At 37.8% G+C, this 13,506-nt stretch carries 10 protein-coding genes; all 10 read left to right on the forward strand.

The genetic code is table 11. The annotated features are described in order from the left end of the window. Window positions 1-2 precede the first annotated feature (2 nt). The 10 genes from RDV53_RS09095 (at window position 3) to RDV53_RS09140 (ending at window position 13,496) form a co-directional block, all read left to right on the forward strand. The gene (locus tag RDV53_RS09095; RefSeq protein WP_032822435.1) at window positions 3-2,684 is read left to right on the forward strand and encodes a putative virulence factor; all 2,682 of its coding nucleotides are present in this window, start codon (window positions 3-5) and stop codon (window positions 2,682-2,684) included. A 10-nt stretch (window positions 2,685-2,694) separates the two neighbouring features. After that, window positions 2,695-3,684, forward strand: coding sequence for a hypothetical protein (locus tag RDV53_RS09100; RefSeq protein WP_005696101.1), 990 nt, complete (start codon window positions 2,695-2,697; stop codon window positions 3,682-3,684). Beyond that, window positions 3,684-5,687, forward strand: coding sequence for a vWA domain-containing protein (locus RDV53_RS09105; protein WP_005696102.1), 2,004 nt, complete (start codon window positions 3,684-3,686; stop codon window positions 5,685-5,687). The genes RDV53_RS09100 and RDV53_RS09105 overlap by 1 nt, the downstream gene beginning before the upstream one ends. Before the next feature lie 13 nt (window positions 5,688-5,700). Beyond that, complete coding sequence (locus RDV53_RS09110) at window positions 5,701-6,420, forward strand: ABC transporter ATP-binding protein (protein ID WP_032822434.1); 720 nt, start codon at window positions 5,701-5,703, stop codon at window positions 6,418-6,420. An 18-nt stretch (window positions 6,421-6,438) separates the two neighbouring features. After that, a complete protein-coding gene (locus RDV53_RS09115) occupies window positions 6,439-7,647 on the forward strand; it encodes an ABC transporter permease (protein ID WP_005696106.1) in 1,209 nt (402 codons plus the stop codon). Continuing rightward, window positions 7,640-9,217, forward strand: coding sequence for an SUMF1/EgtB/PvdO family nonheme iron enzyme (locus RDV53_RS09120; RefSeq protein WP_005696107.1), 1,578 nt, complete (start codon window positions 7,640-7,642; stop codon window positions 9,215-9,217). Before RDV53_RS09115 ends, RDV53_RS09120 begins: the two co-directional genes overlap by 8 nt. Before the next feature lie 20 nt (window positions 9,218-9,237). Then, the gene (locus RDV53_RS09125) at window positions 9,238-9,942 is read left to right on the forward strand and encodes a glycine zipper domain-containing protein (protein WP_032822432.1); all 705 of its coding nucleotides are present in this window, start codon (window positions 9,238-9,240) and stop codon (window positions 9,940-9,942) included. 15 nt (window positions 9,943-9,957) lie between these two features. Next, on the forward strand, window positions 9,958-10,443 hold the full coding sequence (locus tag RDV53_RS09130; protein WP_005696109.1) for a hypothetical protein: 486 nt from the start codon (window positions 9,958-9,960) through the stop codon (window positions 10,441-10,443). Between the two features lie 104 nt (window positions 10,444-10,547). Then, entirely contained in the window at window positions 10,548-12,038 is a 1,491-nt protein-coding gene (locus RDV53_RS09135; protein WP_005696110.1) for a VWA domain-containing protein, read from the forward strand. Between the two features lie 9 nt (window positions 12,039-12,047). After that, window positions 12,048-13,496, forward strand: coding sequence for a hypothetical protein (locus RDV53_RS09140; RefSeq protein WP_005696111.1), 1,449 nt, complete (start codon window positions 12,048-12,050; stop codon window positions 13,494-13,496). Window positions 13,497-13,506 lie beyond the last annotated feature (10 nt).

Below are 13,506 nucleotides of genomic sequence, written 5' to 3' on the forward strand. Positions count from 1 at the left end.
AAATGACGGATAATCAATTAACAGAATCTTGGGATAAGGTATTCCAAGCATCACAACAAGCGATTGATTGGGTAAATGATGTTCGCCCAAATGTTGCCCGTTTAAATAATGAGGCTGATGGTTTAATTCTTGAATTAAGACGTTTACGTAATACAGCAAAACGCCTAGGTGCCGTTTCTTCTAAACCAATTACAGCTGGTTTTTTTGGGTTATCACAGGCAGGTAAATCTTTCTTAATTTCAGCACTGGCAGCCGATCAAAAGGGCAACTTGGAAACGATTTTTGACGGTCAACAGTTGGATTTCATTAAACATATCAATCCTCCTGGTGGCGGAAAAGAAGCAACGGGTTTGGTTACTCGTTTTACTCGCTCAGCAAAAGCGGCTGTTACAGGCTATCCTTTAGAACTTCGCTTATTTCATGAAATTGAAGTTGCCAAAATTTTAGTTAATGCTTATTTCAACGATTTTGATAAAGAACGTGTGACTTATCAATTGGAACAATCTCGCATTAATGAAATACTTAAACCTTTAAATGCTAAATTAAATGCTCAGCCTGTAAAAGGTGTTAATGAAGATGACGTAGTTGATTTGCAGGATTACGCCCAGGAAAGCTTCGGAAAATCTTTATCTGTATTACAGGCTAATTATTGGGCTAGAGCGATAGCCATGGCACCAAGACTGAGCATTGAAGATAGAGCAACCTTATTCTCCATATTATGGGCAGAAATTCCAGAGTTGACTCAAATCTATATTCAATTTGCAAAAACACTGGCTAAATTAGGTAATCCTGAACGTGTTTATGCACCGCTTACCGCAGTAGTAAAAGATAATGGTACTGGCGGTCTTTCTCAAGCTGACAGTATTATGAACGTTGATATGCTTGAGCGTTTAGGTACAAATCGAGATGAACAAATTGCTGTTCGTCCTCTTATTGAAGAAGGCCATGTTGGTGAGCCTGTTTCCATTTCTTTGGCTGAATTAACCGCACTTACCGCAGAATTAGTTTTCCCGTTGATTAACCCAACTAAAGTGCCGGCTGTTGAAACGGTTGATTTATTAGATTTCCCAGGGTACCGTGGTCGTTTAGCAATCACTTCTTTAAGTGAAGTAAAAGAAGGTAATCCTGTATCTCAACTCATTTTAAGGGGCAAAGTAGCTTATCTTTTTGAGCGTTATACCGATAGTCAAGAAATGAACATTTTGATTGTTTGTACTCCATCAACCAAACAATCCGATGTGAATAGTGTAGGTCCTGTATTGGAGCGCTGGATTAATAAAACGCAAGGAGATAATCCGACTGATCGTGCTAAACGTAAACCCGGACTTCTTTGGGCGATAACCATGTTTGATATGCGTATCAGTAGTGATTTGGCCAAAGATGAAGATATGCTGAAAATGTCTTGGGGACAAGGTGGATTGCTGAAACAAACGATTTTAGAGCGCTTCGGAAACTATTCTTGGCTAAATGAATGGGCAAATGGCAAGCCGTTTGATAATGTTTTTTTAGTACGTAAACCGGGTTTCAAAGTGGCTTTTTTAGATATGGATAATACTGAAGAATTAGCCATTAATCCAAAAGAGGCTGGGCAGCTTAATCTTTTACGTAGTACTTTTGCTAATGACCCTGATATTCAAAAACATGTTGCTCAACCTCAAGAAGCCTGGGATGCAATGATGAAATTGAATGATGGTGGGATGCAACGAATTAGTGATTATTTGAAAACGATTGCTTTGCCAGAAGTGAAAGCTCAACGTTTAACTGAGCAACTTAATGAATCTATCCATCATATTGTAGAAAACCGTTTTTCTTCTTGGTATCAAAGTGAAGGTGCTGAAGAAGTCAATAAAAAACGTCAATTAGCACAAATGATTGTTGGTGAATTAAGTAAAAAAGGACTTTTGGTCGGTGAGTTTTTACGTTGTCTTCAATTACCTGAAGAGACAATTCGTTCTTTATATTTTTCTGATTATGAAGAGGTCTTACTAAACAAAGGTGAAGAAGAAACTAAAGCACAAGAAAATTCAGCAAATACCTTTGATGCTGGTTTTGGTTTTAGTTCAGAAGGATTTGATTTATTTGCTGAACCGGCTCCTGTTGTTGTAGAAGAGAAACCGGCTGAAAAAATTGTGGAATCTCGTTTTGCTATGGCTGCATTTAAATCCTGGATTGAACATTTGCGTTCAATTTCTTCTGATCAGCATTTGATGCAATTCTTTGGTTTTACTAAAGAAGCCGTTGAAGGTTTAGTTGGTGAATTGATTACTGGTGCAAATCGTCTTCATTTACAGGATAAACTTTCTAAGGTCGTTTTCCGTAATGAAAACGCAGGAAGTAAACGTGATCAATTAGCTGAGCGTCAAGTATTTTCCATTAATACTGAAATTGCGGATTTTATTGCATGGTTGGATTTTGTTAATCAACCACTGACTCAACGTCCGGCTAGTCGCGTGATGAATGAGCGAGCAATATTTGAAAATAGGGAAGTTGAAAAGGTAAACGGTTTACCTAAATTAGATGACCAAACTAATAATTACACTAAAAATTATCTTTTTGACTGGTTTGTAGCCTTTGGTCACTTTGCTGAAGGAAATGCCGGACACAGCGCTGGACGGGAAATTGATCAGGTCAGCAATACAAGGTTAGGTTCGGTATTAGATTTATATCGTTCTGCACAATGCTAAGGAATAGAAAATGTTACGAATTCAATTAGAGGAAGATCGTCCAGGATACGCTAAATTCACTGCGACGAAATGGAATGGTAGTACAGAAGTTGAAATTGCAGTACAGCGAAATCAGGATGGCTGCTATTTTAATGGCAATGATACTCCATGGAATCCAGAACCAGTATGGCATAAGGTGGAGGGATTAACCTTAGAAAATGATGTATTGCAAGGTGTTATTGGTAAATGGCTAATTGATAGCCTTGTTCAACAGATCGGTAATGTGCGTTATATGATGTCTGTCCGTGATGTACAGAACGGTACGATTGTTGATAGTGGCCCAGTCAGAATGGTTGGTAATATCTTAGCTTCTCTTGCTGGTGGTGACTCCAGTCGAGAAGACAATGTACAAAGTCATGTGCAAGCTGAACCAGAACCAGTCATTGAAGAGCCTTTGGTGGAACCCATTGTTGTAGCTGAAAATGAGCAATCAACAGAACCAGCTATAGTATTTGAAGATTTAGCGCAAAACGAAACACAGACTGAGCCAGCAGAGAATATTGAAGTACCAGTTACAGTAGAGCAAAAGAAAAAAGGTAAAGGAGGCTTAATTGCCTTAATTTTAGCTCTGTTAATTGGCGGTGGTGTTGGAGCTTATTTCTTCTTAAATAAGAAAGATGAGCCAGTGGCAAAATCTGACTGTGCAGTGGATACAAATACTAATGATGAATTGGCGTTTATTCAGAGCTGTCTGAAAACTAAACCAGAGCCAAAACAAATTTTAGAAATTATTGCTTCGGCTAAACAAGCAAATAAATGTGCGATTGCTCAACGACTTTATGCCAACCAAGCTCAAGGTGGCAATGTAGAGATTGCACTGGCTTATGCAGAGGAATATGAAAAAGGTAGTTCTTGTTTCCAAGCTGATAAGGAAACAGCAATTTATTGGTATGAAACTGCATTAAGTAATGATCCGAATAATGCGACAGCTAAAGAAAAATTAGAGGCATTGAAAAAATAATGAAACAGTTAAGACTTTCTACTTTATCTCTTTGTTGCTTAACAGCAATCATGTCTCCGTCAGTTTTTGCTGAAGAGATAAAACCATTACTGCAAGAAGGTAAAACCACACTTTACCAACGCGTGTTAAGTACACCAAGTTGTGAGTTATTAGAAAAAAGTGATGCTAAGAGCGGTCAAAAAATTCCTGCTTTTTCCCGCTATTATGTATATAAACGGGAAAATGTAGGAAATAAGGCTTTATTACAGGTAGGCCCAGATAGCTTTGGTAAAACTGTCGGTTGGTTAGATGCTAATTGTGCTGTACCTTGGAATATGCAAATGACAATGGTCTTTACTAACCCATCCGATCGGGGGTCTTTATTATTCTTTAAGGATAAAGCAACTCTTGAAAGTATTATTAATGACAATTCTCCAGCAAAAGCAGTTGAGTCAATTCGTGCTGAACTTTCCCAAAAGAAAAGTAGTGAGAAAGTGTTAGCGGAAGAACCAAAGGAATTTGTAGATTTCCAAAAAAACTTCTATCTATTACCTGTTTTACAGGGAGAAGAAGTGATGGATAGTCAAGGATTTTATGAGCGCTTGTTAGAAGTCGCATCTGTCAGCAAAAATGATAAGCCGGTCACTCAACCAACTACAAGTACAACAAACAATAATCAAACCAACAAAACAGGTCAAAACCAACCTCAAGAAATTGTTGGGTTTAGTGCTGCGGTAGTATTTGTTATTGATTCGACGATTTCTATGGACCCCTACATCAATAGAACGCGCGATGCAATTAAAAAAGTTTATGAAAAAATCGAAAAAGAGAACTTGGGTAAACAGGTTAAGTTTGGTTTAGTGGCGTTCCGTTCAAGCACTAAAGCAGTACCTGGATTAGAGTACACTTCGAAAATGTTCGTTGATCCAAGTACCGTAAAAGATGGTAAAGATTTCATGGATAAAGTGGCGAATTTAAAACAAGCTACTGTTTCTTCAAAAGAATTTAGTGAAGATGCTTATGCCGGTGTGTCACAGGCATTAAATGAAATTAATTGGAACAATTTTGGAGGCCGTTATTTAGTATTGATTACTGACGCCGGTGCGATTGAAGGGGATAATCCAATTTCGACTACGGGGTTAGATGCAAAACAATTACGTTTAGAGGCTCAGCATCGAGGTGTTGCACTTTATACATTACATCTAAAAACACCATCTGGTAAAAATAACCATGAAATAGCTCAAGCACAGTATAATGAACTCTCTTTCAACAATTATTTGAATAAACCACTTTACTATCCAGTAAATGCTGGTGATGTAAATGAGTTCGGACAAAAAGTTGATACTCTTGCCAGTGCTTTAACTGCTCAAGTCAAACAAGCTTATTCAGGTGAAGAGGCTGCTGGTAGCGTATTAACAGCCACCACAAAAACAGGCGGAGATCCGAAAAAATCTGAAATTGAAGAAGATGCTGTTTTATTAGGTAAAGCAATGCAATTGGCATATTTAGGGGAAGTAAAAGGTACAAAAGCACCACCAGTATTTAAAGCTTGGGTGAGTGACCGTGATTTTGCTAAACCAACAGTCCCAACCGCCGAGGCTCGAGTATTACTAACAAAATCACAACTAAGTGATTTGAGTGATGTAGTAAAGAAAATTGCGGATGCGGCAAATAGCGGGTTAATTTCACCAACAGATATGTTTTCACAACTTCGTTCAGTAGCTGCAGCAATGGGACAAGATCCAAATAAAATTAAGGAAGATAAATCAACTAAATTGGCAGATTTAGGTTTACTTGGTGAATATTTGGATGGCATTCCTTATAAGAGTCAAGTGACCGGAATTGATGAAGATACTTGGAAAGGTATGAGTGTGCAGGAACAAGAGAAATTTATTCGCGATCTGCATAGTAAGTTACGTCATTATCGTATTTTTAACGAGGACCAATCTCGTTGGATTTCTTTATCAGAAGGAGCCGATCCTCGCGATAATGTATATCCAGTACCATTGGATGCCTTACCATAGAAAAGGATATAGCGTGCTAACCATTAAAGATTTATCCATAACTCGCGGACAAGGGGAGCAAAGTTTTACGGTTTCCCTACCGCATTTATCTTTGGCTGAAGGTGAGGTCGTTTCACTTTGTGGTTCGAGCGGTTGTGGAAAAAGCACGCTATTGGAAATGATGGGGCTAATTTTAAAACCGGATAACTTGAGCCAATATGAATTGAGCTCAGCTACTTTAAGCATGGATTTAGCCCCCCTTATTCTGAGTAATAAGCAAAAGACTTTGGCTGAGATTCGCTCTAAAAATCTTGGCTTTATGTTACAAAATGGTGGGCTATTACCTTTTTTAAGCGTATGGCAAAATATTCTGCTACCTTGTCAAACAAATGGAATTTTAGCTGATGAAAGTTGGTTACATCATCTATGCGAAAAACTAAACATCAATCATTTAATGACAAAATATCCAAAGCAGCTTTCTATAGGTGAACGTCAACGGGTCGCTTTTGTTCGCTCTATTGCCCATAAACCACTTTTATTATTAGCGGATGAGCCAACATCTGCATTAGATCCCCACCACTCAGAGATTTTATTTCATTTAATGCTATCCTTAGCAAAACAGCAAAAAATTGCCGTGCTGCTAGTAACTCACGATTGGGATTTAGTGCAACGTAATGAACTTCGTACTTTTAGTGCAAAATTGGATATGTCTTTACGTCAGTCTTGTTTTATTGAACAAGCCAATAATGACTAGCAAGAATAGGGTATCTTGATGAAAAATAGATTTACATTATTGGCAAAATTAGCACTAAACGATATTTTCTATGATCGTAAGGTTTCTTTTTGTATTATTGCTTCATTGGTAGCAGTAATTGCTCCTTTATTGCTTCTTTTTAGTTTGAAATATGGCATTGTTTCTCAATTACGTCATCAGTTGGTTAATGATCCAACCAATTTAGAAATTAAAATTGTTGGTAATTTAAATCTTTCTCAAGACTGGTTTGATTGGCTTAAACAACAGCCGGAAACCCAATTCTCTATTCCATTAACGCGTTCACTTAATACAATTATTGATTTGAAGAAAGAGGCAAATTTTGTTCGTAATGTGGAGTTAATTCCAACCACTTCAGGCGATCCAATTACTCAACAATCTTTGCAAAATGAGAATTCCATTATTTTAAGTGCATTAAGTGCAGAAAAACTACAAGCTAAACAAGGTGAAAGTATTACTTTAGTTGCAACTCGAAATGAAAATGGACAAGAAGAAAAGGCATTATTGCAATTAAAAGTGCAGGCTATTTTAAATGAGCAACAATTTCCTCGTGCTGCAATTTTTGTGCCTATGTCATTATTAATTGGTGTTGAAGACTTTCGCGATGGTATGAAAACGGAACTTTTCCCTGCAGCAAGTGGAAAGCCAAATGATAAACTCCGTAAAAATTTTGCTAGAGCGAGAATTTATGCTAGAAGCTTGGATGATGTGGCACCTCTAGCACTAAAGCTACGTGAACAATTTCATATTGATACTCGAACGGAATCCAAAGCGATTGAAAATGTAAAAGCGATTGATAGTGTATTAAATGTTATTTTTATGGTTATTGCTTTTACTTCTGTAGTGGGCTGCGTGCTATCTCTTATTGGCGCATTTCTTGCAAATATTGATCGAAAACGTAAGGATATTGCTGTTTTACGTTTAATAGGTTTTCAACAAAGTGCGGTTGGTATTTATTTAGTTTTTCAAGCAATCGTACTCAGTAGTATTGCTTTCATTTTATCTTATGGGCTGTATTTGTTTGGCAGTCAATTATTTAATCAAATACTAGGAACAAGCTTAAGTGGCTCCCATTTTGTTAGCCGTTTGGCTCCAATACATTTATGCTTGGCTTTTATTTTCTCTTTTCTACTTGCTGGCGTGGTTGCTGCTATAGGGGCAGTTCGCGCAGTAAAAATTCAACCTGCGGAGAGTCTGCGAGATGTTTAAATATCGTTTTTCTTTATTAGCATTAATTATGGCCAGTACGGCTGTATTAGCCCAACCTTGGGAAGAAAAATTTTTTAATCCGAAAAAATTAGATGGTGATATTGTATTACCCATGCCTTGTGAAGGGAGTATGGTTTTTCGAGTAATTAAAACTAACACCAAAAAACCATTAGAAGATATTAAAGTCACTCTCGGTGGCAATAGCAATGATGAAGATGGTTATGCGCAATATGCTACGCCAAATTATATTTCGGGTAGTTTTGCCAATGAAAAACAAGAACGCTATTTCTTAATGGGAAAATATGAGGTGACAGAAGCTCAGTTTAATGCCGTAATGAAAGGCGAGCAATGTCCTTCAGTAAATATGAAAACCAGTTTACCCGCAATTAATATGAGTTGGTTTGATGCGATAGAATTTACCCATAAATATAATGAATGGCTACTTAAAAATGCAGCAGATAAACTTCCAACGGAAGATGGAAGTAAAGGTTTTGTCCGTTTGCCAACTAATGCTGAATGGGAATTTGCTTCTCGAGGTGGGGTTGCGGTTGATGAAGCTGCATTCCGTGAAAATACCTTTCCTATGCCAGATGGTATTGCTCGTTATGCATGGTCATCTAAAAATGCTAATGGTCGTTTGCAAGTTATAGGTTTACTTGAGCCGAATCCACTTGGTTTATTTGATACATTGGGGAATGTTTCTGAAATGGTATTTGACGGTTTTCGTGCTAATAAGCTAAGTCGCTATCATGGTCAAGAGGGAGGCATGATTGCCCGAGGTGGAAGCTATATTAAAGGAGAAAGTGAAGTCAACAATACTTCACGTATTGAGGTTCCTTATTACGATAATAATGGCACGATGAAGAAAAAAGATATGGGATTCCGTGTAGCAATTACCGCACCTTTATTAACATCAAATAATCGTATTAATCAATTACGTCAAGAATGGTCTGCTTTAGGCTCAGATAGTAAAGAAAGTAATGATCCAAATATTGTCGGTAAACTGGAAAAATTAGCGTCGAACGTTGAAGATGAAAAACTTAAACAAGAAATTACTAAGACCAAAGATGAATTGCGAGCAGCAAACCTGGCACGAGATGAACAGCGAGATGCCGCAATTCGTTCGGCCTTACAATTAGGTGGATTCCTTTGTGCTAATGTTTCTGATTTACAGGCAGAAGTAGAACAGCAAGAAACAGCAGTAAAAGCTTTTGCTGAGGAAATAAAAAATGAACAGGATACCGATTTAAAACAAATTTATCAGCAAAAAGAATCTGATTTTAAACAACGATTACAAGAAGCTGAAAAGGCTAGAGATTTTGTTGTGCAATATTATGCAGGCACAATTACTAGTACATTTGACACTTATAGCCTTGCTAATGTAAAAGAACAAGTAGAAAGAACAAAATCCATGATGAATGAGAAAAAACTTGCTAATGGACAAGCGACGAATTTGAGCCAGTACCTTGATTTATATTGGAAACATTTAAGCCAATATTATCAGAATGGCAAAATTACCCGAGAACAATGGTTACAGCAATGTAATCAAATTAAACCTCAAACTCACTAATGATAAATAAGGAAAATCTTATGAAATTGAAAAAGACCTTTGGTGTACTAATTTTATCTAGTTCATTAGCCCTTGCAGGCTGTGCTGGTACAGGTAGTAGTTCAAGCAGCTTAGATAGCGGTGATGATGCTAAATTTTTTAGCTCATCAGGCTGGGGTTCTTGTGCTTGGGGAGCTGCAGGAGGTGCTGCATTAGGTGCTTTAACAGGATTATTGACTGGTGGTGATACTGAAAGTACAGTAGCGGGTGCCGTAATTGGTGGCGCTGCAGGCTGTGCAGCTGGTATGACTTCAAACTACTATTTAGAAAAGCAACGTAAAACTTATGCGAAAAAAGAAGATCGCCTAAATGCTTATATTGCTGATGTTCGTCAAAATTCACAGATGGTACAAAAATCTACTGCAAAACTAAATGCTGCAACAGCTAAAAATAACCAGTTGATCGCAAAAGTGAATAGTCAATTAAAATCAGGAGCAATCCAAAAAGCTGAAGCAAAACAACAGTTAGCCCAAGTTGATGCTGATATTAAAGCTGCCCAAGAGCGCTTAACTGCAATGAAATCTAATTTAAATATGCTTAGCGAAGCCGCTAGATCTGAACGCTCTTCTGGTAGTGCAAGCAAAAGATTAGATCAAGATATTCTTCAATTAAAAAAACAAGTTTCAACTTATGAGCAAGCATTACAAGCTCAAGTAAAACAACGTTCAGCAATTCAAGTTGGCTAATAAGGGGAGGGGGATGTGAAAATAATTAAATTATTAACCGCACTTTCAGCCACAGCATTATTAGCATCTTGTTCTGCAACACCAGAAGAATGTAATCCCAATGTAGAACAAAGCATTTGGGGAAAAATGGCTTGTGTTAATTCGGGTAGTTATGATGCTCGCGTTCAACGTAAAGAAAGTGAATTATCACAAGAGCAAGCTAAGAACGCGGAATTATTGGCTAAAAACAAGCATGCCCAAGAAGCTAAAAATAAATCAGCTAAACAACTTAATCAAAAGAAAGCCGCATTAGCTAATTTAAATAAAGACTTGCAAAATAATGCAGCTTTACTTAAACAAAAAGCAAAAGGTAATAGTGAAGTATTAGCAAAAATTCAAGAAGTAGAACAACAGATGAGTCAAGTAAATACTTCTGATGCTTCTGATGAGGCAAAAGCGAAAGAGTTGCAAGCGTTACAGCGTAAATTAACAGCTTATAAAAAAGCACTTGCTATCAAGTAATCATAAGGATTAAGAGCTGATCTTTTCAGGTCAGCTCTTGTTATTAGAATAAGAATATCATTCGTTTTTATTCTAATAATACAGACTCAAACATAGAGGACTTTATGCAACGTTTAGCACGTTTTAAACTAGATGAGATTAATCAAAATGCCATTGTGTTATTTGAACACTATGATGAAATAATCAAAATAATACGATCTCATCTTCCACCAAGTACAGCAACTTTATTTGCTAAACCAGAAATAAAATCAGATCAAGTTACTGTGGAATGGTATAGCGAATTAGAGGGTCAGCCTTATCTTGTATCCAGTAATGAATCTGGAAATACGATATTACAGAAAATAGCACCACTTATTCAGCAGCGTTTAAATGCAATTAATAGTCTTACGCAAAGTCTTACACAGAAAGGCTTAATTACGCCTGAACAAAACGCTTGGTTAACACAATTAGTTGAAGGTGCTAGTCATGATACCAAACAAATTTATTTAGTAAATAATGAACCGGTTATTACTGGTTGGGGTATCGGAAAAAAAGTAGAACCACCGGCTCCGCCACCGATTGTCCCTGTGGCAACACCTAAACACCGTTGGTGCTATTGGTTATTACCGCTTCTTTTATTGCTACTCGGTTTATTGGCTTGGTGGTGGTTTAATCGTGAGCCTGTTGTTCCCCCTAAAGTGGAACCGCCTAAGGTAGAAGAACCGAAAAAAGAAGAACCAAAAATTGAGGAGCCTAAACCAGAACCTCCAAAAGAAGAGCCAAAGGTTGAAGAGCCTAAACCGGAGCCTCTAAAGGAGGAACCAAAGATTGAGGAGCCTAAACCAGAGCCTGTTCAAGAGCCTATTAAGGAAGAGCCGAAAGTAGAACCTCCTGTTGTTGAGCCACCGAAGGAAGAGCCTAAACAACCACCACAAAAAGTGTGTAAGCCGAAATACAAACCAGGTGAAACACCACAGATGGTAATGATTTTTGATAATTCTGCATCAATGCTTTATAGTTTGTTAGAGAACTCACAAACTATAAGTAATTTTGAACAGCGTTGGGATGCGTATGGTGTAAGTAATGAGGAGCTTGAGTATATGCGTCGTTTACCAAATCGCTTAGCCACTGCCAAAAAAGCCTCTTCCAATATTATTAATAGCATTGGCAAAAATGTAGATATCGGCTTAGTCTCATTAAAAACTTGTCCGGCTGCAACTAACCATGGTTTCTATTCACCAGGTAAACGTAATGCACTTAAAGCCAAAATTCAAGCAATGAAACCAGGAGAAGAGAATAGCGGAACTCCTCTATATAATGGATTACAAATTGCAAGCAGCATGATTGATGGTGTAAAACGCGATGCCTTTATTTTGCTTCTAAGTGATGGCAAAGATAGCTGTACTACAGCAGATATTTGTGGCCTAGCCAATCAAATAGCCAAAGAAAAACCGCGTTTAAAAGTGAATGTGGTTGATATTGGTGGGGCTAGAGCTGCCAACTGTGTAGCCAGCGCTACTGGCGGAAAAGTATTTACCGCAAATAATCAGAAACAAGTTGTGAGTATGGTGAATCAAGCTATTAAACCTATGACTAAAACTGATGAGTGTGAATAAGGAACGCTTATGCAACGTCTAGCTCGTTTTAAATTGCAAGAAATTAATCAAAATGTGACCGCACTTTTTGTCCATTATGATGAAATAATTAAAATCTTGCGTAGCCATTTGCCACCAAGTACCGCCACTTTATTTGCAAAACCAGAAATAAAAGCCGATCAGGTTACAGTGGAATGGTATAGCGAGCTAGAAGGCCAGCCAGTCTTGATTACTCAAGAAATGCAAGAAGATAAGCGATTTAAACCAACAATTTCACTGATTCAACAGCGCCTAAATGCGATTATGACATTGAATCAGGAGCTTATGACTAAAGGTGTACTGACACCCGAACAAAGTGCTTGGTTAGCTCAATTGGTGGAAGGGGCGACTCATGATACCCGTCAAATTTATTTAGTAAATAATGAACCAGTTATTACTGGTTGGGGTATTGGAAAAAAAGTAGAACCACCGGCTCCGCCACCAGTTGTTCCCCTTACTGCACCAAAACACCGTTGGTGCTATTGGCTTTTACCGCTTCTTTTATTACTACTAGGCTTATTGGCTTGGTGGTGGCTCAATCGCGAACCGGTTGTACCGCCTAAAGTAGAACCACCTAAGGTCGAAGAACCGAAGAAAGAAGAGCCTAAACCAGAGCCACCGAAAGAGGAGCCTAAAGTAGAAGAACCAAAACCGGAGCCGGTTCAAGAACCACCAAAAGAAGAACCGAAAGTAGAGGAGCCCAAACCAGAACCGAAGAAAAACTGCCGAGTAGTGGAAAAACCAACTGATGCACCGCAACTGGCTATTATTTTTAATAATGCTTCAGGGATGCGCTATACCTTATTAGAAAGCGCCAAAAAAGTAGCGATTTTTGACGAAAAATTAAGAAATCCAGCAAAATATGGCATCACGCAACAAGATGTCTATTATATGTACCGTAAACCAAATCGGTCCGTAGCTTCTAAAAAATCGGTAGCGGAATTAATTAATAATATTCCAACAGCAGTGGATATTGGTTTAGTCGAACTAAAAAGTTGTTTATCTACCTCGAAAAAAGCATCTTATGCTACCAATCATGGCATATTTACTGCGGCACAACGCAGTACATTAAAAACTAAACTTAATAAAATGCAGGTGCGGGAAAATCAGGTTCCAGGCACACCAATTTATGAAGGGTTACAAAAAGCCTTAACTATTATTGATGGTAAAGAACGTGAAGCGTTAATTGTGTTAATTACCGAAGGTAATGGTGATTGCACTAATAGAAACGTCTGTGAGCTCATTAAAAAAGAAGCGAAAGAAAGACCAAAATTAAAAATTAATATCGTTAATATTAATTCGCCTTGGCATAATACGGATTGCCTAGCTAAGACAACTGGTGGTGAAATTCTAAACGGTGATATGACGAATCAAGTTAAATTAACTGAAGCCATTAAGAAATCAATGGAACCAGTACAGCAAGAAATCTGTGATGAATAATGGAAAGGGC

Origin of the sequence: Haemophilus parainfluenzae ATCC 33392, from assembly GCF_031191205.1 — a bacterium.
Taxonomy (GTDB): Bacteria; Pseudomonadota; Gammaproteobacteria; order Enterobacterales; family Pasteurellaceae; genus Haemophilus_D; species Haemophilus_D parainfluenzae.